At 70.6% G+C, this 20,158-nt stretch carries 19 protein-coding genes and 1 tRNA gene; 2 read left to right on the plus strand and 18 right to left on the minus strand.

The annotated features are described in order from the left end of the window. Window positions 1-12: 12 nt before the first annotated feature. From AB6V31_RS13725 to gabT, 11 genes are all read right to left on the minus strand, one after another. On the minus strand, window positions 13-816 hold the full coding sequence (locus tag AB6V31_RS13725) for an amino acid ABC transporter substrate-binding protein (RefSeq protein ID WP_056230359.1): 804 nt from the start codon (window positions 814-816) through the stop codon (window positions 13-15). Window positions 817-1,020: 204 nt separating this feature from the next. Continuing rightward, on the minus strand, window positions 1,021-1,713 hold the full coding sequence (gene rplA, locus AB6V31_RS13730; RefSeq protein ID WP_056230364.1) for a 50S ribosomal protein L1: 693 nt from the start codon (window positions 1,711-1,713) through the stop codon (window positions 1,021-1,023). A gap of 11 nt (window positions 1,714-1,724) precedes the next feature. Then, complete coding sequence (rplK, locus tag AB6V31_RS13735; RefSeq protein WP_013585556.1) at window positions 1,725-2,156, minus strand: 50S ribosomal protein L11; 432 nt, start codon at window positions 2,154-2,156, stop codon at window positions 1,725-1,727. Between the two features lie 294 nt (window positions 2,157-2,450). After that, window positions 2,451-3,563 (minus strand): transcription termination/antitermination protein NusG, encoded by a 1,113-nt coding sequence (gene nusG, locus AB6V31_RS13740; protein ID WP_369366285.1) that lies wholly within the window; start codon window positions 3,561-3,563, stop codon window positions 2,451-2,453. Between the two features lie 60 nt (window positions 3,564-3,623). Beyond that, window positions 3,624-3,899, minus strand: coding sequence for a preprotein translocase subunit SecE (gene secE / locus AB6V31_RS13745; protein WP_056230372.1), 276 nt, complete (start codon window positions 3,897-3,899; stop codon window positions 3,624-3,626). A gap of 42 nt (window positions 3,900-3,941) precedes the next feature. Then, window positions 3,942-4,014 (minus strand) — tRNA-Trp (locus AB6V31_RS13750). Window positions 4,015-4,243: 229 nt separating this feature from the next. After that, window positions 4,244-5,605 carry an NAD-dependent succinate-semialdehyde dehydrogenase gene (locus tag AB6V31_RS13755; RefSeq protein ID WP_268104604.1) on the minus strand — a complete coding sequence of 454 codons (1,362 nt, stop codon included), beginning with the start codon at window positions 5,603-5,605 and terminating at the stop codon, window positions 4,244-4,246. Window positions 5,606-5,627: 22 nt separating this feature from the next. After that, complete coding sequence (locus AB6V31_RS13760; protein ID WP_144786089.1) at window positions 5,628-7,190, minus strand: APC family permease; 1,563 nt, start codon at window positions 7,188-7,190, stop codon at window positions 5,628-5,630. Further along, window positions 7,187-8,059: a universal stress protein gene (locus tag AB6V31_RS13765; RefSeq protein ID WP_056230380.1), complete on the minus strand. Its 873-nt coding sequence runs from the start codon at window positions 8,057-8,059 to the stop codon at window positions 7,187-7,189. The genes AB6V31_RS13760 and AB6V31_RS13765 overlap by 4 nt, the downstream gene beginning before the upstream one ends. Continuing rightward, window positions 8,056-9,516, minus strand: coding sequence for a flavin monoamine oxidase family protein (locus AB6V31_RS13770; protein WP_369366289.1), 1,461 nt, complete (start codon window positions 9,514-9,516; stop codon window positions 8,056-8,058). Before AB6V31_RS13770 ends, AB6V31_RS13765 begins: the two co-directional genes overlap by 4 nt. Before the next feature lie 93 nt (window positions 9,517-9,609). Beyond that, window positions 9,610-10,959 (minus strand): 4-aminobutyrate--2-oxoglutarate transaminase, encoded by a 1,350-nt coding sequence (gabT, locus tag AB6V31_RS13775; RefSeq protein ID WP_369366291.1) that lies wholly within the window; start codon window positions 10,957-10,959, stop codon window positions 9,610-9,612. Window positions 10,960-11,051: 92 nt separating this feature from the next. Here gabT and AB6V31_RS13780 point away from each other — a divergent pair, with 92 nt between their 5' ends. Beyond that, window positions 11,052-12,581: a PucR family transcriptional regulator gene (locus AB6V31_RS13780; protein WP_369366293.1), complete on the plus strand. Its 1,530-nt coding sequence runs from the start codon at window positions 11,052-11,054 to the stop codon at window positions 12,579-12,581. A 123-nt stretch (window positions 12,582-12,704) separates the two neighbouring features. Here AB6V31_RS13780 and AB6V31_RS13785 read toward each other — a convergent pair whose 3' ends face one another. Genes AB6V31_RS13785 through AB6V31_RS13810 form a run of 6 tightly spaced genes read right to left on the minus strand, consistent with a single transcriptional unit; the run spans window position 12,705 to window position 17,659 of the window. Next, complete coding sequence (locus AB6V31_RS13785) at window positions 12,705-13,553, minus strand: MurR/RpiR family transcriptional regulator (RefSeq protein ID WP_369366294.1); 849 nt, start codon at window positions 13,551-13,553, stop codon at window positions 12,705-12,707. Further along, a complete protein-coding gene (gene phnE, locus AB6V31_RS13790; protein WP_056230392.1) occupies window positions 13,543-14,367 on the minus strand; it encodes a phosphonate ABC transporter, permease protein PhnE in 825 nt (274 codons plus the stop codon). The genes AB6V31_RS13785 and phnE (AB6V31_RS13790) overlap by 11 nt, the downstream gene beginning before the upstream one ends. Beyond that, window positions 14,364-15,116: a phosphonate ABC transporter, permease protein PhnE gene (phnE, locus tag AB6V31_RS13795; protein WP_369366297.1), complete on the minus strand. Its 753-nt coding sequence runs from the start codon at window positions 15,114-15,116 to the stop codon at window positions 14,364-14,366. Before phnE (AB6V31_RS13795) ends, phnE (AB6V31_RS13790) begins: the two co-directional genes overlap by 4 nt. 38 nt (window positions 15,117-15,154) lie before the next feature. Continuing rightward, window positions 15,155-15,973 (minus strand): phosphonate ABC transporter ATP-binding protein, encoded by an 819-nt coding sequence (gene phnC / locus AB6V31_RS13800; RefSeq protein ID WP_369366299.1) that lies wholly within the window; start codon window positions 15,971-15,973, stop codon window positions 15,155-15,157. Beyond that, window positions 15,970-16,947 carry a phosphate/phosphite/phosphonate ABC transporter substrate-binding protein gene (locus tag AB6V31_RS13805; protein ID WP_369366301.1) on the minus strand — a complete coding sequence of 326 codons (978 nt, stop codon included), beginning with the start codon at window positions 16,945-16,947 and terminating at the stop codon, window positions 15,970-15,972. Before AB6V31_RS13805 ends, phnC begins: the two co-directional genes overlap by 4 nt. A 25-nt stretch (window positions 16,948-16,972) precedes the next feature. Next, window positions 16,973-17,659 carry an HAD family hydrolase gene (locus tag AB6V31_RS13810; RefSeq protein WP_369366303.1) on the minus strand — a complete coding sequence of 229 codons (687 nt, stop codon included), beginning with the start codon at window positions 17,657-17,659 and terminating at the stop codon, window positions 16,973-16,975. A gap of 125 nt (window positions 17,660-17,784) precedes the next feature. Between AB6V31_RS13810 and AB6V31_RS13815 the strand changes: the two genes are divergently transcribed. Next, window positions 17,785-18,408 (plus strand): amino acid deaminase, encoded by a 624-nt coding sequence (locus tag AB6V31_RS13815; protein ID WP_369366305.1) that lies wholly within the window; start codon window positions 17,785-17,787, stop codon window positions 18,406-18,408. Between the two features lie 146 nt (window positions 18,409-18,554). On the opposite strand, the gene AB6V31_RS13820 is transcribed toward AB6V31_RS13815, so the two are convergent. Continuing rightward, complete coding sequence (locus AB6V31_RS13820; RefSeq protein WP_268104617.1) at window positions 18,555-20,033, minus strand: XRE family transcriptional regulator; 1,479 nt, start codon at window positions 20,031-20,033, stop codon at window positions 18,555-18,557. Between the last annotated feature and the right edge of the window lie 125 nt (window positions 20,034-20,158).

Here is a 20,158-nt window from a genome sequence, read left to right on the forward strand (position 1 = left end):
TACTCCGAGGGGTTACTTCGTGACATCGGCCCCGAAGTACTTGTCGCTGATCGACGCGAGGGTGCCGTCGGCGCGCAGTTCGTCGAGTGCACCGTCGACGGCATCCGCCAGCTTGTCCTGACCCTTCTTGAACGCGAAGGCGCTCTCGGAGGAGTCCTCCGTGGTCGCCGCGATCTTCAGGCCCGTGGGGCTGTTCGTCTTCTCGTAGTCGAGGTAGGTCAGCTGGTCGTTGACCGTGGCGTCCACGCGACCCTGCTTGAGCAGGGCGACCGCCTGGGCCCAGCCCTCGACGGCCTCGACCTGGGCGCCGCTCGAGGTGGCGAGTTCGTACCAGTTGCTCGTGAGCGACTGGGCGGTGGTCTTGCCCGACAGATCGGCGAAGCTCGAGATGGCGCTGTCGCTGTCGGTGGTCACGATGACACCCCGCGAGACGGTGTACGGCGAGCTGAAGGTGTACTTCTCCTGGCGCTCGGGGTTGATCGAGACCTGGTTGGCGATGACGTCGAAGCGACCGGCGTCCAGGCCCGCGAAGATCGCGTCCCACTGGGTCTCCTGGAACTTCACCTGCAGGCCGAGCTTGTCGGCGACCGCCTTCGCGATCTCGACGTCGAAGCCCGTCAGCTCCCCCGCGCCCTCGTGGTACGAGAAGGGACGGTAGGTCCCCTCGGTGGCCACGGTCAGCGTGCCGCCCGAGACGAGGCCGAGGTCTGCTCCCGCGTCGGGGTTCGCTGCGGTGGAGCCGCCACTGCAGGCGGTCAGAGCGAGGGCGCTCAGACCCAGGGTGGCGGCGAGGACGGTCAGACGGCGACGGGGCATGGCTGTTCCAGACGTGTGTGATGTGGGGACCGCGCGGTGCGGGCGCGGGAGTGTCGGCGCGAAGCGCGCCCTCCAGCACAACACGATCGGGCGCACGGACCTTCCCGCATGACGCCGTGTTGCACGATCGTGCAGGCGCGGCGCCCCTCGGACACGCGAAAACCCCGCCGGCACAGGGCACGGCGGGGTTTTCGGTGACGGATGTCAGACGATGACGTTGACGTCCAGCGGGATGCCGGGGCCGAACGTGGTCGACACGGCGCCCTTCTGGATGTAACGACCCTTCGAGCTCGAGGGCTTGAGGCGGACGATCTCCTCGAGAGCGGCGGCGAGGTTCTCGTCGAGCTGCTCGGCGGTGAACGACGCCTTGCCGACGACGAAGTGCACGTTGGCGTGCTTGTCGACGCGGAACTCGATCTTTCCGCCCTTGATCTCCTCGACGGCCTTGGCCGGGTTGGGGGTCACGGTGCCGGTCTTGGGGTTCGGCATGAGGCCGCGGGGTCCGAGGACCTTACCGAGGCGACCGACCTGGCCCATGAGCTCGGGGGTCGAGACGGCGGCGTCGAACGACGTGTAGCCGGCCGCGACCTTCTCGATGAGCTCGGCTCCACCGACCTCGTCGGCGCCGGCGGCGAGAGCCGCCTCGGCCGCGGGGCCGTTGGCGAAGACGATGACGCGCGCGGTCTTACCCGTGCCGTGGGGGAGGATGACCGTGCCGCGGACCATCTGGTCGGCCTTACGGGGGTCGACCGAGAGCTTCAGCGCGACCTCGACGGTCGAGTCGAACTTCTTCGAGCCGGTCTCCTTCGCGAGGGCGACGGCTTCGGTCGGGGTGTAGAACGTGTCGGCCGCGATCTTCTCAGCTGCGGCGCGGAATGCCTTGGACTTGGTAGCCATTGTTATCTCCCTCAGTCCTCGACCGTGATGCCCATGGAACGGGCGGTGCCGGCGATGATCTTCGAGGCGGCCTCGATGTCGTTCGCGTTCAGGTCGGGCTGCTTCGTGGTGGCGATCTCGCGAACCTGGTCCTTGGTGAGCTTGCCCACCTTGACCGTGTGCGGCGTGGACGAGCCCTTGGCCAGTCCGGCTGCCTTCTTGATGAGCTCCGCCGCCGGCGGGGTCTTCAGGATGAAGGTGAAGCTGCGGTCTTCGTAGACCGTGATCTCAACGGGGATGACGTTGCCGCGCTGGGCTTCGGTCGCCGCGTTGTAGGCCTTGCAGAACTCCATGATGTTGACGCCGTGCTGACCGAGCGCCGGACCGATCGGCGGCGCGGGGTTGGCCGCGCCTGCCTTGATCTGGAGCTTGATCAGGCCGGTCACCTTTTTCTTGGGTGCCATATCCTTTTCCTCTCTCGAGCGGGGGCCTCGCGGCTCCCTCTCTCCCGCACATCCGGCGGTTCCGGACAGCGGTCGTTGCGCACTGACGCACGCAACCTTGCCATTGTACGCGACGCCCGGCGTTTCGGCATCCCTCCCTCCCTCCTCCGCTCGCGCGCCCGCCGCGCTCCCCCACCGCCAACCCACTCCCACCATCGTGAGGGCGCGGGAGCGACGGCGGGGCGGGAGCGCGGGAGCGACGAACGCCCCGCAGGCCGGAGCCGTGCGGGGCGTTCGCGAGAGACGCGGGTGGCGTCAGATCATCTTGGTGACCTGGTCGAACGACAGCTCGACCGGAGTCTCGCGCTCGAAGAGAGACACGAGCACCGTGAGCTTGCCGCTCTCGGGCTTGATCTCGCTGATCGTGCCGGGCAGGCCCGCGAACGAGCCTTCCTTGATCGTGATGGTCTCGCCGGTCTCGAAGTCGACCTCGGCGGGGATGACGCGAGCCGTGGTGGCCGAGCCCTTGGCCGCGGCGCCCTTGACGGGAGCGGACTCCTTGACCTCGACGAGGCTCTTCAGCATGTTGAAGGCCTCTTCGAAACGCAGCGGCGTCGGGTTGTGGGCGTTGCCCACGAAGCCGGTGACACCGGGAGTGTGACGGACGACCGACCAGGTGTCTTCGTTGAGGTCCATGCGCACCAGCACGTAGCCGGGGATGCGCACGCGGTTGACCATCTTGCGCTGGCCGTTCTTGATCTCGACGACGTCCTCCATGGGGACCTCGACCTGGTAGATGTCGTCCTCGACCTCGAGCGTCGACTTGCGCTGCTCGATGTTGGCCTTCACCTTGCGCTCGAAGCCGGCGTAGGAGTGGATGACGAACCACTTGCCGGGGAGCGAGCGCAGCTCGGCGCGGAACGCCTCGTACGGGTCGGCGTCTTCGTCGGTGTCGTCGGCGTCGACATCGGCCGGCGACTCGGCTGCCTCGGCCTCGTCGACGACGGATGCCGCGGCGGAGACCTCGTCGACGAAGTCCTCGTCGAGCACGGGAGCGTCGGGCTCGCCGTTGACGTCGGGGCCGTCGTAGGGGGTGACCTCGTCGGCAGCCTCGGCGGCCTCTTCGGCCTGCTCCTCGGCGAGGGCGTCGGTGAGGACCTCGGCGGCGGCCTCGGCCTCGCTGGTCTCGTCGATCTCGAGAGCGTCGTTCACGATCGCGTCCGCCTCCGGGTCGGTGATGTCGATGTCGCCGAGGTCGGCGTCGTCGGTGTCGGTCTCGTCGTCGACGATGTGCACGGCCGTGTGCTCGGCCGAGTCGGAGGCGCGCTCCTGGGACTCGAGCACGTTGCCCTCTTGGGCTTCGTCGTCCTCACTGGACTGCTCAGCGGCCGTCGCCCAGTCGGCGTCGTCGACATATCTTTCAGACACTGTGATCTCTTCCGTTCAGTGGCGGCCGCTCCTGGCGCCGCGCGTCCGCCCAGACGCCGGTCAGGCGCCGGCGGTACCGGGGACGCCGAAGACGGCGGTGGTGATCCACACGAACAACACGTCGAGGCCGTAGACGATCGCCATCATGACGACGACGAACCCGAGGACGACGGCGGTGAACTTGATCAGCTCCTGCCGCGTCGGCGTGACGACCTTGCGCAGTTCCGCGAAGACCTGACGAATGAAGAGGGCGATCCGCGCGAAGAAGTTGAGCTTCTTCTCGCGGGGCGCGCCGCGCTCAGCGACGATCTCGCCCTTCGCCTCGTCCTGCGTCATCGAACCACCTAGGTCTGTGTCTGTGCCAGCGTGCGCTGTGCGCAGGGCGGACAGGAATCGAACCTGCAACCTGCGGTTTTGGAGACCGCTGCTCTGCCAATTGAGCTACCGCCCTAAGATCCCGAGGGATCCAGGATTCGAAACCGGCCCTCTTTCCGCCTGGAATCCCTCGGGGAGGAATGCCACGTGCCCGGGGGCACGGCGAAAGAATGCAGATTTCGACTGCACTCCCCAGTCTATGTCATGTCCTCCGGGCTGGCGAACCGAGGCCGCTCGAGGGACACCGCGCGCAGGAGAGTCGGCGTCTCCCGACACGAAGGACCGTGTCGGGAGACGCCCGGGAATCACGCCGTGCGGATGAGCTTCTTGTTGACGAACTCGTCGGCCGCCAGCAGACCCATCTCGCGCGAGGTGCCGCTGCGCTTGACCCCGCCGAACGGCAGCTCGGGCGAGTCGGCGAGGACCACGTTGACGTAGACCATGCCGGCCTCGATGCGATCCGCGATGCGCTGAGCCTGCTCGGCATCCGTCGTGAAGACGTACGAGCCGAGGCCGTAGCCGGTGTCGTTCGCGAGATCGACCGCCTCGTCCTCGCTCGAGACGCGGTAGACGGTACCGACGGGCCCGAAGAACTCTTCGCCGTACGCGTCCATCTCGCTCGTGACGCCGGTGAGGACGGTCCCAGGGAAGAAGGCGCCGTCGCGGGTTCCGCCGACCTCCACGGTCGCCCCCTGGGCCACCGCGCGCTGCACCTGCTCGTCGAGGCGCTCCGCCGCCGCGAGAGACGACAGAGGGCCGAGCACGGTGTCGTCGGCGAAGGGGTCGCCGACCTTCGCCTCGCCCAGCGCCGCCGTGAACTTCTCGAGGAAGGCGTCGTAGAGCTCGTCGATCACGATGAAGCGCTTGGCGCCGTTGCACGACTGCCCGTTGTTGTCGAGGCGCGCGTCGACGGCCGACTGCACAGCGGCATCCAGATCATCCGTCGACAGCAGGATGAAGGGGTCGGACCCGCCGAGCTCGAGTGCGACCTTCTTGAGGTTGCGGCCCGCGATCTCGGCGACCGCCGCACCCGCGCGCTCGGAACCGGTGACCGAGACACCCTGCACGCGACGGTCGGCGATGATGGTCGCCGCCTGGTCGTTGGTCGCGCGGATGTTCACGTACGCGCCCTCGGGGAGCCCGGCGTCGCGGTAGATCGCCTGGAGCGCCTCGGCCGACTCGGGGCACTGCGGCGCATGCTTGAGGAGGATGGTGTTGCCGACCGCGAGGTTCGGGGCGGCGAACCGGGCGACCTGGTAGTACGGGAAGTTCCACGGCATGATGCCGAGCAGCACGCCCAGCGGCGACCGGCGGATGACCGCGGTGCCCTCGCCCAGGATGTCGAGAGGGCTGTCGCCCGTGATCTTGTCGATGTTGTCGGCGTAGTACTCGGTGATGTCGGCGGCGAAGTCGACCTCGCCGAGGGCGGCCTCGAGCGGCTTGCCCATCTCGCGCACGATGATCGCGGCGAGATCGTCACGCCGATCACGGTGCAACTGAGCGACGCGGCGCAGGGCCTCGGCGCGCTCGGCCGGGGCGGTGCGCGACCAGACGCGGTATCCGTCGTGGGCGGAGGCGATGGCCTCTTCGACCCCGGAATCGCTCAGCGTGTCGTACTCGGCGAGGGTCTCACCGGTGGCGGGATTGACGACGGCGTAGTCGCTCATGGTGCTCCTTTTCGTTTCGTTGTCAGGACGTGATGCGGCGGCGGCGGGCGCTGGCGGGCGCTTCGCGACCCAGGGTCTCACCCCGGAAGAAGCCGGGGCTGGCGATGCGCTGCGCGACCATGAGGACGAGGCCCGCGACGATGATGACGACCGTGATCACGAACACGAGACCCACACCGCCAATCTCCGAGCCCGAGCCGTAGTCGGGGCTGGCACTGTCGATGAGGGTGGTCACGAACAGCACCGCGAGGATCACGCCGCCCACGAGGGGCGCGAGCAGCGTCAGGAGGACGTTGCGCACCGAGTCGAACCACTGCTTGCGGAAGTACCAGACGCACGCGAACGCGGTGAGCCCGTAGTAGAAGCAGATCATCGCGCCGAGGGCCGTGATCGTGTCGGTCAGCACGTTCTCGCTCAGCACGCGCATGACCGCGTAGAACACCGAGGCGACGATCGCCGAGACGATGGTGGCGTAGCCGGGGGTGAAGAAGCGCGGGCTGACCTTGGCGAACTTTTTGGGAAGAGCGTCGTAGTGCGCCATGGCCAGAAGCGTGCGCGCCGGGCCCACGAAGGTCGCCTGCAGCGAGGATGCCGAGCTGGTGAGCACCGCGAGCGAGACGAGGAACGCGAGCGGCCCGAGAATCGGCCCCGACAGGTGGAAGAAGACGTTCTCCTGGATGTCCTCGTTGCCCAGGCCCAGCTCCCCCGTGCCGTTGCCGGCGAACATCAGCAGCGCGACGGCGATCAGCAGGTACAGCGCCACGATGAGGAACACCGTCACGGTGGCGGCCCGACCGGGCGTCTTGTCTGGGTCCTTCGTCTCTTCGTTCATGGTGAGGATGACGTCCCATCCCCAGAAGATGAAGATCGACAGCGAGAGCCCGGCGGCGAACGCGCTGAACGAGTCGACCTCGAAGGGGTTGAACCACGACAGCTGCACCGGGCTCGCATCGAAGGCGTTGCCGTTCATCATCTCGACGACCGCGGCGCCGGCGAAGACGAGCAGCACGAGGATCTGGAAACCGACGAGACCGTACTGCAGACGCTGCGTGGTCTGCAGGTCGCGGTACGACACGATCGTCGCCAGCAGCATGAACAGCAGGCACACCGCGATGTTGATCGGGACGACCCGCGTGAGCTCGGCGATCTCGGGGTTTCCCGTGACCTGTGCGATCAGCAGGAACAGGAAGTCGACGGCGATGCCGGCCAGGTTCGACAGCACGATGACCGTGGCGGCGATCAGGCCCCACCCGGCCATCCACCCGACCCAGGGGCCGAAGGCTCGAGCCGCCCAGGTGAAGGAGGTGCCGGCATCCGGCATCCGCGAATTCAGTTCTCGATAGCCGAGGGCCACCAGCAGCATCGGGATGAACCCGACGAGGATGATCGCCGGCACCTGGAAGCCGACCGCCGAGACGGTCGGGCCGAGCGCTCCGGTGAGTGTGTAGGCGGGCGCGATGGTCGAGATGCCGATGACGACGGCGCCGATCATGCCGATCGAGCCGACGCGGAGCCCCTTGTTGGAGATGCCGGTGGTGACGGCGCTGTCGGGTGCGGGGCTCGCGTCGTTGCGAGGGGTGGTCATGAGGAAGCCTCCGAGGTGCGGGGCACCACGATCATGGGGACGGGAAGGGCGCGCAGGATGCGCCCGGCGGTGGAACCGAGGAAGAGGCGACGCGGTTGCGCGAGACGGCTCGAGCCGACCAGGGCGACTTCGCCCGGCATCCAGTCGATGCGAGAGACCGCGTCCTCGATGTCGGATCCGGCTCCGACCAGGGCCTCGGCCTCGATCTCGGCGGGGAGGGCGGCGCGGACCGACTCCAGCACGCTCTCGGCGTGGGCCTGACCGGTCAGCCGGGTCAGCGACGCGTCGACGCGCCCCGGAAGATCGACGCCCGCGAGCGAGAGGAGTCGCAGCGGTGCCTTCGCCCGGCGGGAGACGGATGCCGCCGTCTCGAGCAGGACGTCCGCCCCGGGGCGCGTGCCGATCGCGGCGGTGATGCGCGGGAGCCCCACACCCGGGTCGACGTCGCGCGCGCCCTCGGGGGCGAGGGCGACCGGGACGGGCGCTGAATGCACGAGTTCTTCGGCGGTGGTGCCGAGGCGGTGTCGACCGCGCGGCCCTCCCCCGCCGGTACCGACGACGATCACGCCGGCGTCGAACTCCTCCGCGGCAGCGACGAGACCGTCCGACACCGCCTGCGCGAAGCGGACGTGACCGCGGATGCCGGGGTACGGCGCCACGGCCTCGCGCAACCAGCCGCGGGCGGTGTCCTGCACGAGCCGCTCGTAGCCGGCATCGGTCGGGATCGAGACGTTGTTCTCGGCGGAGGGCAGCACGACCACCGCGTGCACGGGGGCGTCGAGGGCCGCGCCCAGACGCGCCCCGAGCGCGAGGGCGTCGGCACCGGCGTCGGTCGCGGTGTACCCGACGACCACACGGCGCGCGGTCATCCGCGCGTCCGCTCGAGGATCTCGGCGGCGGCGCGGCGGCCCTGACGGATGGCGCCGTCGACGTGCTGGAACCCGGCGCCGGCCATGTCGCTGCACGCGAGGTGGATCGCGCCGACGGGCTCGCGGAGGTCGGCACCGTAGCGGTGCAGACCGCCCATGTCGAAGCTCGCGGCGTACGCCCCGCGGGTCCACTCCTCGGTGCCCCAGTCGCTCTCGTAGTAGACGACGGGGTTCTTCGCTTCGGGGCCGTAGTAGTGCGACAGCGACTCGAGGATGCGCTCGCGGCGCTCCTCGGCGCTGAGCCGGAACAGGTCGTCGGCGTTGTGGTCCGAGACGAAGCCCACGAGGGTTCCGCGCTCGTCGCCGTGGTTGGTGTTGTCGTAGGCCTCGTGGGCGAGCTCGTAGGGGCTGAAGGCGGTGCCCGACAGGCCCTTCTCGCGCCAGAACGGCGTCTCGTAGACGGCGTGCACCTTGATGACGAAGCCCATGGAGATGTGCTGGTGCATCTGGTGCTGCAGGCGCGGCAGCGGGGGCTCGAACGAGATGCGCGAGTACAGCACCGGCGCGAGGGCGAGGATCGCGAAGCGCGCGCGGACCGTCACGCCGTCGGCGATCACGGTGACGCCGTTGGTCGAGGACTTCGCCGCGTCGACGCGCGCGGTCAGGGCGCGCAGGTCGTCGACCCGCTGCCCCGTCGCGCTGTCGGCGAAGCGAGCGGGCGTCGGCGCCTCGGCACCCCAGACGATGCGGCGCACCGGCTGGTTGAGGATGACGTCGTCGCCCAGACGCTCGGCGAGCAGCTCGGGCACCTGCTGGAGACCGCCGACCACGCGCTTGTCGAGGATGAAGTCGGCGTCGACGAGGTTCGAGTACGAGCCCGCGGATGCCGCCATGTGCAGCGACTGCAGCAGCGAGAACGTGTGCGTGGGCTTGGTGAGCATCGCCGAGCCCGTGGCGAACGCGAGGTTGCGGATCGCCTCGTCGTCGTCGGTCTGCTGGCGGAGCCACGCGTCCCACGAGATCGCATCCCACTCCGCGGCTCGGGGGTGCGCCCACGGCCGGTCGGGGTCGATCTCGGCGACCATGGCGTCGAGGCGCGCGGTGACCTCGTCGATGACCTTCTCGGTCTCGGGCGCGACGGGGAACATCTCGCCGGTGAACCGCTTCGCCTCACCGTCGGGACCGACGTACACGCTGTTGCCCTCGCGGTAGCGGCTGTACAGGGGCAGGCCGAGGTCGGCGGCGGTGTCGATGAGGGCCTGCTGGTCGGGCGAGACCCACTGGCCGCCGAGCTCGAGCATGGCGCCGTCGATGACGTCGGTCCAGAGGCGACCGCCGACGCGGTCGCGAGCCTCGAGCACGACGACCGAGAGGCCGGCCTTGCGCAGGTCGTTTGCGGCGGTGAGGCCGGCGGCGCCGGCTCCGATGACGACCACGTCGCGGGTGATCTCGTCCATGAAAGCGTCCTTACTTGTCGTGCGTCTGTGCGAACTCGGGGTGGCCCCGTCGGCGGCGGACTCTCGGGTCTTCCGCCACCGTCGGGACGGCTGTCAGCTGCCGGCCAGGGCCGCGGCGACGACGTCGAGACCCTCGGTCAGCAGGTCGTCGCCGATCGACAGCGGCGGCAGGAACCGGATGACGTTGCCGTAGGTGCCGCAGGTGAGCACGATCACGCCCTCGGCGATGGCGGCCTTGGCCACCGCGGAGGTGAGGGCCGCGTCGGGCGCACCGGTCGCGGGGTCGACGAACTCGGCGGCGATCATCGCGCCGTGGCCGCGGACGTCGCCGATGCGCGGGTCGCTCTGCTGCATCTCGCGCAGGCGGCCGAGCAGGAGCTCGCCGATCTCGCGGGCGCGCTCGACGAACCCTTCGTTCTCGAAGGCGGCGATCGAGGCCAGGGCGGCGGCGCAGGCGATCGGGTTTCCGCCGTAGGTGCCGCCGAGGCCGCCGGTGTGCGTGGCGTCCATGATCTCGGCGCGGCCCGTGACCGCCGCGAGCGGCAGACCGCCGGCGATGCCCTTGGCCGTGGTGACCAGGTCGGGCACGATGCCGAAGTGCTCGCTGGCGAACATCGCGCCGGTGCGGGCGAAGCCCGACTGCACCTCGTCGGCGATGAAGACGACGCCGTTGTCACGGCACCAGTCGACGATCGCGTTGAGGAAGCCGTCGGCGGGGACGATGAAACCGCCCTCACCCTGAATGGGCTCGATGATGACAGCGGCGAGGTTCTCGGCGCCGACCTGCTTCTCGATCAGCGAGATGGCCTTGGCCGCGGCATCCGGTCCCGAGAGTCCGTCACGGAACGGGTACGACAGCGGAGCGCGGTAGACCTCGGCGGCGAAGGGGCCGAAGCCGCTCTTGTACGGCATGTTCTTGGCCGTCAGCGCCATCGTGAGGTTGGTGCGGCCGTGGTAGGCGTGGTCGAACGCGACGACGGCCTGACGACCGGTGAACTTGCGGGCGATCTTGACGGCGTTCTCGACCGCCTCGGCGCCGGAGTTGAACAGCGCGCTCTTCTTGGCGTGGTCGCCGGGGGTGAGGCGGTTGAGCGCCTCGGCGACGGAGACGTACGAGTCGTACGGCGAGATCATGAAGCAGGTGTGGGTGAACGCCGCCACCTGATCCTGCACGGCCTTCACGACCGCGGGGTGGGCGTTGCCGACGCTGGTCACGGCGATGCCCGAGCCGAGGTCGATGAGCGAGTTGCCGTCGGCGTCGACGACGACTCCCCCACCGGCGGCGACGGCCTGGATCGGCACGGTGTGGCCGACTCCGGATGCCACGGCGGCGGCCTTGCGCTCGAGCAGCTCCTGCGAGCGCGGGCCGGGGATGGCGGTGACGAGGCGGCGCTCCTGCGGGAGGGTCGGACCGCCGACGAGGGGAAGGGTGTCGAGGCTCATGGCGGCGATGCTACGGACGCCGCGACGCGCCGCGCACTCTCCCCCCTGTACAGTCGCAGGCACTGTCATATACGAGTCGTACAGGAGCTGACATGGTCGACACCGCCGTCGCGCCGCCGAGTCTGCGCGCCCTCCTCGCGCGCCGTGACCTGCGACTGCGCCTCGTCGCCGGCGAGGACGAACTCCCGGCCGGAAGCATCGATCGCCCCGTTCGGTGGGTGCACTCCAGCGACCTCGTCGACCCCACCCCGTTCCTCAGCGAGGGGCTCGTCCTGCTCACGACGGGGACGCAGTTCGCCGACACGGACGACTACACCGCGTACGTGTCACGACTGCTCGCCCGGGGCGTTCGAGCCCTGGGGTTCGGCACCGAGGTCGTGCGCGACGGGATCCCGGTGGGCCTCGCCGCGGCCTGCCTCGCCGCGGGCGTGCCGTTGTTCGAAGTTCCCTACCGCACCCCCTTCATTGCCGTGGCCCGCGCCGGCGCCGAGGCGATCGCCGCGGAGTCCTACGCCCGGCGCAGTTGGTCTCTCGCGGCGCAGCGCGCGGTCTCGCTCGCCGCCCTGCGCCCCGACGGCCTCTCGGCGACGCTCGCCGAACTGTCTCGACAGCTGGACTGCTGGGTCGGCCTCTTCGACGCGGCCGGCACCCTGAGCACCGAGCACCCGGCGGGTGGACTCGGCGCGCCCGCCCTCCACGTCGTCGCCGCCGAGGTCACGACGATGCTCCGCCGCGGCACGCGCGCGGCCTCCACTGTGCGCTCGAACGACACCTCGGTGAGCCTCCAGACCCTGGGCCGCGGCGGGCACCTCCGCGGCGTGCTCGCGCTCGCGGCCGACGACCTCGACCACGAGGCGCGCAGCGTCGTGACCGCCGTGGTCGCGATGGCCGCCCTCGCCCTCGAGCAGCAGGACGGACTCGGCCGCGCCATCGGCACCTTTCGCGCCGGGCTCGTGCAGTCGCTCGCGACCGACGATCCCGCGCTGGCCCGGCGCGCGGGCCGCGACCTGTTCGGCCCGCTGCCGGCCGCCCCCGTCGTGGTGGCGGTGACGCCCGCGGCATCCACTCGTTCCACTGCCCTCACCGAGTGGCTCGAGCTGCGCGCGCAGGAGCGTCGCGGCGAGATGTTCTTCGGTCGCGGTGACGACGGGCTCGTCATCGTCGTGCCCGCCGCAGCCCGCGACGCGCTGGCCGAGGTCGCCGACCGGTTCGAGATCGTCGTCGGGTGCTCGGCGCCCACCGGCTACGACGCCTTCTCGGCCGCCCTGACCCAGGCGCGCACCGCGCGCGACCGGCTCGCCACTCCCGGCGTCGCCGACTTCGCCGACACCGCGCGCGCGGGTCTTCTGGCCGCCCTCGGATCCGAGGCGGCGCGCACCGTCGCCGCGGGTGCCCTGGTTCCGCTGCGGACCTACGACGAGGCGCAGGGGTCCGCGTTGCTCGAGACGTTGGACGCCTGGCTCGCCCACGACTGCTCGCACGAGGCGACCGCGCAGGCCCTCGGCATCCATCGCCACACCGTGCGCGCCCGGGTCGCCCAGGCCGAGCGCGTGCTCGATCGCGACCTGTCGTCGTTCTCCGCGCGCGCCGAGCTGTGGGCGGCGCTGCGGCTGGCCGAGTAGCGCGGGCTCCGTCGTACGGAGCTGACGCCCGATACGCCGGATGCCGGCACCCCCGGGGCCCGCGCGTCGCCCGCCCGATCCGCACGACGGGGCGACCGCACCGCCGTGACGCGGAAGCGGGTGTCAGCCGGCGTCGCCGAGGTTGTCGGAGAGGATCTCGAGCACGCGCTCGCGGGCGAGGTCGGCGACGCCTGCGCGGGCGCGGGCCACGGCGTCGACGAACGCCTCCGCGAAGACCGCGTGCGCGATGCGCGAGGTGTGCTCCAGCTCGTCGCGGAACGTCCCGCCCGAGGCGAGGACCAGCGAGAGGTCGGCGCGCTCGGTGAGCGGCGAGGCGACGAACGAGGTCAGGGCGATCACTCGCGCCCCGGCCGCGCGTGCAGCCGTGGCCGCGCGCAGGCTCGCCTCGTTCGCCCCCGAACCGCTGACCACGACGCAGACGTCATCGGGCGAGAGGTGGCGCGCGGCGATCTGCTGGCCGATCGGATCGCCCAGGGTCTCGGCCGGGCGCCCCACCGCCGTCAGGCGCATCGCGAGATCCGTTGCGACCGGAGCCGACAACCCGCTCGCCACCACCAGCAGGCGACGGGCCCCCACGACCGCGTCGACGGCGGCATCGACCCCGTCGGCGTCCAGCAGGCTGGTGGCCGCGCGAAGATCGTCCGCGATGCGGTCGATGGCGGAGCGGATGCCGCCGAGCACTCCGTCCTGGGCGACCGGCTGCACCACGCGGCGTCCGCGCTCCGCCGCGAGCGCCACCCGCAGCTGCGGGTACCCGCGGTAGCCGAAGGTCTGGCAGGCGCGCACGACGGAGGAGCGACCCACCCCCACGCGGTCGGCGATCTGCTGCGCGGTGAGCTCGATCACGGCATCCGGATCATCGACGATGAGGTCGGCGACCCGACGCTCGCTCGGCTGCAGCGAGTTGCGCACGGCGGCGATGCGGGCGGTCACGGGGATCTCAGCGGACACGCGGGCCTTCCATGATGCGGCGGCGGATGCGGCCCGAGACCGCGTCGATCGCGACGGTGACGACGACCACGACGATCAACAGCATGCCGACCGTCGACCACTCACGGTACTGGGTGTACGAGGTGAGCATGTCGCCGATCCCGCCGACGCCGATCAGGCCGAGCACGGCCGAGGCGCGCACGTTGATCTCGAAGCGGTACAGCCAGAACGACAGGAACGTCGGCGAGGCCTGGGGCCACACTCCCCAGCGCAGCACCTGGGCGGTCGAGCCGCCCGCCGCCCGCGCGGCCTCGATGGGGCCGGGGGCGACGTTCTCGACCGCCTCGTAGCCCCACTTGCCGAGGGTGCCGATCCCCCCGATCGCGAGAGCGAGCGCCCCGGTCAGCGGGGTCAGACCGGTGACCGAGAGGATGATGATCGCGAAGACCAGCTCGGGCACGGCCCGCACCAGCGAGAAGACGAAGCGCAGGACGACGCGCACGGGCGCCGGGCCGAAGCCGCGCGCGGCGACGAGCGAGAGTGGGGTCGCGATCAGGATGCCGAGCACGGTGCCGATCCACGCCATCTCGACGCTGCGCCAGGTCTGCCAGAGCGCCTCGGGCAGCTTCTCCCACGCGGGCGAGAGGAACATCAGGCCGAGGTAACGCACGATCTCGGCGGGGAGCTCCCCGAGCCGCGACCACGTGATGTCGGCCGACCAGAAGGCGGCGATGACGACGACCGTGACGACGACCCACGACAGGGTGCGCAGGGGCTTCCGACGGCGCGGCGGCAGCGCGAGGCTCACGGGCCGCGAGGGGGCGAGGGCGGTCATACGAGCCTCCGGCGGATCGCGTCGCTGACGGTGTCGAGCACGACGACGATCACGAGGATCTCGACGATGACGAGCGACAGCTGGTCGTAGCGGTAGAAGGTGCGCACGGCATCGATCAGCAGCCCGATGCCGCCGGCCCCCACGAGGCCGAGCACGGTCGAGGCGCGGACGTTGAGCTCGAAGACGTAGAGCGTCTGCGAGACGAACGCGGGCCAGGTGTCGGGCAGAGCGATCGCGCGGTTGATCTGCGTCTGGGTCGCCCCGGCGGCACGACCGGCCTCGAGGGGGCCGGCGTCGGTGGCGTCGATCGACTCCGACACGAGCTTGACGATGATGCCGACGTTGAACAGCACGAGCGCCAGGATGCCCGGGAGGGCGCCCACCCCGACCATCGCGACGAGGACCGCCGCGTAGACGAGCTCGGGCACGGCGCGGATCACGTTCAGGATGCCGCGCACCAGCGCCCGCGTCGGAGTGAACGGGTTCGTCGGCCGGGCCGCCCAGAAGCTCACCGGCAGCGAGATCGCCGCCCCGACCGCGGTGCCGATGACCGCCATCTGCAGCGTCTCGAGGATCGGACCGACCGTGCGCGGGAAGAACGACCAGTCCGGGGTGAGAAGTTCGCCCACCCGCAGCGCACCCTGCTGCCAGTTGCGCGCGATCGCACCGACGTCGAGGCCCACCCCGACCACCGGCAGGCACATGAACACGGTCACCGCGACGACGACGCCCGCGGCGGTCCACGGCATCCATCGCCCCTTCGGACGAGGCGGAACGGTGAGCACGGTCATCGCTCGAGCCGGTCGGCCGCGGTCACCGAGCGTCCGTAGATCTGCGCGAAATCGGCATCGGTGGCGGATGCCGCGGGGCCGTCGTAGACGACCTCTCCGGCGCGCATGCCGATCATGCGCGTGCCGTACTCGCGGGCGAGATCCAGCAGGTGCAGGTTGACCAGCACGGTGATGCCGAGGTCGACGTTGATACGGCGTAGGTCGTCCATCACCCCGCGGGCCGTCGGCGGGTCGAGGCTCGCCACCGGCTCGTCGGCGAGGACGATACGCGGCTGCTGCGTGAGCGCGCGGGCGATCGCGACGCGCTGCTGCTGGCCTCCCGAGAGCGCCGATGCGCGGTCCCAGACCTTCGGCAGCAGCCCGACCCGGTCGAGAGCCTCGAAGGCGAGCCGGCGATCCGCGTCACGGTACGCACCGAACAGCGTGCGCCAGAGCGGGGTGTGCGCGAGGCGACCGACCAGCACGTTGTTGAGGACCGTGGTGCGGCCGGCGAGGTTGAAACTCTGGAACACCATGCCGATGTGCCCGCGGAGTTCGCGCAGGCGACGCCCCGAGGCGTTGTCGACGCGTCGGCCGCCGACCTCGACGACACCGGAGGTCGCGGGCACCAGGCCGTTGATGGTGCGGATGAGGGTCGACTTACCCGAGCCCGACAGTCCCACCACGGCGACGAGCTCGCCGGGCGCGATGTCGAGGGTGACGTTCTTCAGTCCCACCGTGCCGTTGGGGTAGCGCACCGAGACCCCGGCGAGACGGATGCCCCAGGGCGCCGGGGCGAGGGCCTCGACGCCCGGGGTGAGCGATCCGGTCGTCACTGGAGTCCGAGCTGCTGGGCGGCGCGCGCGACGACGTCGAGCGACGACGGGTCGGCCGGGGCGAGCTTGGTGATCGAGTAGACGGCCTTCAGGGCGGCGGAGCCCTCGTCGGTCGCGGAGTAGTCGGCGAGCGCCGTCGAGATCTTCTTCTGCAGCTCGGGCGACAGGTCCTTCGAGACGGCCACACCGTCGTTGGGGATCTCGTTGGTCAGGCCGAACACGACGACCTTCTGGCCCACGTCGGGCTTGTCCTTCTTCACGAGCGTGCGGGCGTCCCAGAAGCTGAAGCCGACCTCGGCGTCGCCGTTGTAGACCGCCAGGACGGACGCGTCGTTGGCCGTGACCGGTACCTTCTGGAAGCCGCTGTCGATGTCGACGCCGGCCTCCTTCAGCGCGAGCATCGGGTAGATGTACCCCGCGGGCGAGCCGGGTCCGAGCACGGCGACCTTGGCACCGGCGATCTTGGTGATGCTGTCGAGACCCGCGGGGCCCTGCGGCGCGTCGGCGCCGTTGCAGAACGACATGCCGTCGCGCTCGACGACGGGGGTGTCGCAGTACTTGTCGGGGTCGTTCGTCATGAACTGGCCCGGGTAGGTGATGTTGCCGTTGCGCTCGGTCTGCAGCACGACCGAGGCGCCGTAGCGGTCGTTCGCCTGCCACAGCTGCAGCGAGGGCAGGAAGCCGATCTGCGCCTGGCCCGCGCCCATCGCCTCGACGGCGGCCTGGTAGTCCTTCGACACGACGCCCGTGACCGGGATGCCGAGCTTCTCGGTGAGCATGTCGGTGAGGGGCTTCGCGGTGTCGACGAGGTTGGCCTGGTCCTGCGAAGGAACCAGCGCGAGCACGAGGGAGCTCGGGTCGGCGGCGGGGGCGGCCGAGTCGGCGCCGGCGGCACCGGAGCAGCCGGCCAGGGCGATCGAGGCGAGAGCGGCGATGGCGAAGGCCGCGACGAGACGGGAGCGACGAGTGTTCATGATTCCTCTGCGGTTCGGGTGGGATTCAGGCGTGGGACGGGAGGTGTGCGGCGGGGGGAGCGTCGACGTGGGCGGCGTCGACCCACGCGGCGAGCGCCGGCAGCAGCTCGTCGAGGGTGTCGGCACGGAAGGTGGGGGTGGCGGCGGCATCGACGTAGCCGCCGACGAGCGCCGTGTCGAGACCACGGGCGTGGGCGGGGGCGAGGTCGTTGCGCCAGACATCGCCGACCGTGAGCACCGGCACGCCCTCGCCGAGGCTGTCGAGCAGGGCGTCGAGTCCGGCGGGCTTGGCGGCGTCGGTGACCACGCGGTCGAACAGGCCGGCCAGTCCGATTCCGGACAGGGCGGCGTCGAGACGGGTGGCGGGAGCGTTCGTGACGAGGAGTCGCTCGGCATCCACCTGCGCCAGGAACTCCGCCAGCCCCGCCGCGGTCGACACCGGCGCGTCTGCGCTACCGAGCTGCGTGCGGCTGAGGGTGTACGCCGCGGCCAGGGCGTCGTCGTCGACCCCGGCGTCGAGGGCGAGGCGGCGAACGGCGTCGTACCCGTCGATGACGTCGGCGGTCGGGGCGGCGAGGTGGGCCGAGACGGCAGAGACGAAGGCGTCGGCGGATGCCGTGTGGGCGGCGACCGCGCGGGCGTAGGCCAGCAGGGGGCCGTCGCCGACGGCGACGGTACCGTCGAAGTCGAAGATGAGGACGGGGCGGGGCACGGGGGAACTCCTGTCGTGGACGTTGCGTCCATGGTGCACGCCAAATGTGGACGGGATGTCCACGCCGTGTAAACGCTGGATGAACGGCGGCTGTGCGCCCCCGGAGCCCGCTTAGCGTGGGAACCGTGACCTCCACCGCCGCCCTCGACGTCGCCGCCGTCCTCGCGGCCGAGCACCCCTCGGCGGCGATCGCCTCGCTCCCCTGGCTCGCGGCGTCGCTCGCCGACGACGCCGCCGCCGGCCGATTCGCCGCGTGGGGCCGCTCGACGATCGTCGACGAGAACGTCGGAGCGGCGGTGCTCCCCCGGGCACTGTTCGACGAGCTGCACGCGCGGGCCGGGCTCGAGGCCGCCTGGCCGGTGGGCAACGCCGGCCTGCTGCACGTCTACGGCTACCTGCTGTCGACCACACCGACCCCGTACGGTCTCAAGCGCGAGCGGTGGCTCACCGACGACCTCGCCCTCGCCTGCGGTCTCTCCCGCGGGGCGTTCTCACCCTGGGCCGGGCCGGACACCCTGCTCTCTCGGGTCACCGCGGCCGCGGCATTCCTCCTCTCCCGCCCCGACGCGATCGACCAGGTCGTCGAGGGCCGCTCGACCCGCATCGCCCTCGGCGACGCGCTCCCCGACGGCACCACCGCTCTCGCCTACGCGGTCGACGGGCTCATCGTCACGACGTTCCCGGTGGCCGATGCGGCCGTCCTGCGGTCAGGACTCGGGGCGCCGCGGCTGCGGTGGAACGCCGTGTGAGGGGAGGGTCCCGTTCGGCTGTGATGCCTGACCCGACCCGCGCGAGCACAACCGCGGGGCGAATACCGACACGCCGGGCACAATCGGCCCAACACACGGCGCGCCGCCAAATCCCCCCGCCGTTGCGCCCCGGATGCCGCGCCGCCTCACTCGCGCGGCGCGTGCGCCTCGAGGAACTCGTACATCTCGGTCGTGTCCACGCCCGGGAACGCCCCGGTCGGCAGGGTCGCCAGCAGGGTGCGCGGCGTGCGGACGTTGGGCCACGCCCGACCGCGCCACGCGTTCTCGAGCGAAGCGGGCGCCCGACGGCAGCACGCCTCGACCGCGTGACGCGAGATCGCACGGTTGGAGGTGTCGCGACCACGGAACCACTTCGTGTCGTCGAAGCGCACGCCCACGCTCACCGAGTGCGCACCCTCGCTCGACTGCTCCACGCGCGCGGTGCACCAGTAGGTTCCGTTGCCGGTGTCGGTGTACTGGTAATACGGGTTGAAGAGGTCGTCTTCGTCGAAGACCACGCGGCTCGTCCAGCGCCGACAGCACATCTGCCCCTCGATCGAGCCGAGGCGGTCGGTGGGGAAGTTCACGTCGTCGTTCTCGTAGGCCTTCGTGATGGTGCCCGACTCGTGCACCTTCAGGAAGTGCACCGGGATGCCGAGGTGCACGGTCGCCAGGTTCGTGAAGCGGTGCGCGGCGGTCTCGTACGACACCGAGTAGGCGTCGCGCAGGTCCTCGATGCTGATCGTGCGCCGCTCCTTCGCCTCACGGAGCGCCGGCACGACGTGCGCCTCGGGCATGAGCAGGGCGCCGGTGAGGTAGTTTGTCTCGACCCGCTGGCGCAAGAACTCGTCGTAGCTCGTCGGCTCGCCGTGGCCGAGCATGCGGCTCGACAGCGCCTGCAGCACCGCCGCGCGCGGGTCGCCTTTCGCGACCTTCGTGGACAGGTACAGCCGGCCGTTCTTCACGTCGGCGATGCTCCGCGTCGACGAGGGCAGGTCGGGCACGTAGTGCAGCGTGAAGCCGAGGTGGGCGGCGATGTCGCTCGCCCCGCGTTGGGTAAGGGGACCGCCGGGGTGCTCGATCGCGGTCAGGATCCCGGATGCCGTGCGCTCGAGGTCGGGAAAGTGGTTGTCCTGCGTGCGCATGAGGCGGCGCAACGCCACGTTGGCCCGCCGCGCCTCTTCGGGGGTCGCTGAGCGCTCCTCGCGGAGGCGCTCGATCTCGCCCTGCAGCGCGAGCATCGCCGACAGCACCTCGTCGGGCACCGACCGACCAACGCGGAACGGCTCGATGCCGAGCGCCTGGAACGTCTGCCCACGCATCGCGCGCTCGACCGAGATCTCGAGCGCCGCGCGCTCGTCGAGGGGCTCGGCGTCGAGGATCTGCTCGAGCTTGCACTCGAGCGCCCGCGCGATCGCCTGGAGCAGCGTGAGCTTGGGCTCGCGTCGACCGTTCTCGATCATCGACATCTGGCTCGGGGCGCGACCGACCGCCGCGGCGAGCTCGTCGAGCGTGAAGCCGCGCGCGGTGCGCAGCTGACGGATGCGTCGGCCGATGGTGAGGGTGTCCACCTCGTCATCGTGGAACGGGAGGGATGCCGAAGAAGCGGAGACGCCGGTGTCCATACGTCATGTTCTCACCGGAACAGAAGATCGCGCGATCTTCACACGACAAATGCGCTTCGAGGGGGCTGTTCTTCGCCGACAGTGGTCTCCACGGGGCACCGCAGCCCCGACATCCGAAGGAGAAC

This window comes from Microbacterium sp. 16-032 (assembly GCF_041079455.1).
In the GTDB taxonomy this organism is placed as follows: Bacteria; Actinomycetota; Actinomycetes; order Actinomycetales; family Microbacteriaceae; genus Microbacterium; species Microbacterium testaceum_A.

Bases quoted from the DNA above. Each gene is read 5' to 3' on its own strand.
- AB6V31_RS13725 (WP_056230359.1), bottom strand. From the start codon at position 816: ATGCCCCGTCGCCGTCTGACCGTCCTCGCCGCCACCCTGGGTCTGAGC.
- rplA (WP_056230364.1), bottom strand. From the start codon at position 1,713: ATGGCTACCAAGTCCAAGGCATTCCGCGCCGCAGCTGAGAAGATCGCG.
- rplK (WP_013585556.1), bottom strand. From the start codon at position 2,156: ATGGCACCCAAGAAAAAGGTGACCGGCCTGATCAAGCTCCAGATCAAG.
- secE (WP_056230372.1), bottom strand. From the start codon at position 3,899: ATGACGCAGGACGAGGCGAAGGGCGAGATCGTCGCTGAGCGCGGCGCG.
- AB6V31_RS13755 (WP_268104604.1), bottom strand. From the start codon at position 5,605: ATGAGCGACTACGCCGTCGTCAATCCCGCCACCGGTGAGACCCTCGCC.
- AB6V31_RS13760 (WP_144786089.1), bottom strand. From the start codon at position 7,190: ATGACCACCCCTCGCAACGACGCGAGCCCCGCACCCGACAGCGCCGTC.
- AB6V31_RS13765 (WP_056230380.1), bottom strand. From the start codon at position 8,059: ATGACCGCGCGCCGTGTGGTCGTCGGGTACACCGCGACCGACGCCGGT.
- AB6V31_RS13770 (WP_369366289.1), bottom strand. From the start codon at position 9,516: ATGGACGAGATCACCCGCGACGTGGTCGTCATCGGAGCCGGCGCCGCC.
- gabT (WP_369366291.1), bottom strand. From the start codon at position 10,959: ATGAGCCTCGACACCCTTCCCCTCGTCGGCGGTCCGACCCTCCCGCAG.
- AB6V31_RS13780 (WP_369366293.1), top strand. From the start codon at position 11,052: ATGGTCGACACCGCCGTCGCGCCGCCGAGTCTGCGCGCCCTCCTCGCG.
- phnE (WP_056230392.1), bottom strand. From the start codon at position 14,367: ATGACCGCCCTCGCCCCCTCGCGGCCCGTGAGCCTCGCGCTGCCGCCG.
- phnE (WP_369366297.1), bottom strand. From the start codon at position 15,116: ATGCCGTGGACCGCCGCGGGCGTCGTCGTCGCGGTGACCGTGTTCATG.
- AB6V31_RS13805 (WP_369366301.1), bottom strand. From the start codon at position 16,947: ATGAACACTCGTCGCTCCCGTCTCGTCGCGGCCTTCGCCATCGCCGCT.
- AB6V31_RS13820 (WP_268104617.1), bottom strand. From the start codon at position 20,033: ATGGACACCGGCGTCTCCGCTTCTTCGGCATCCCTCCCGTTCCACGAT.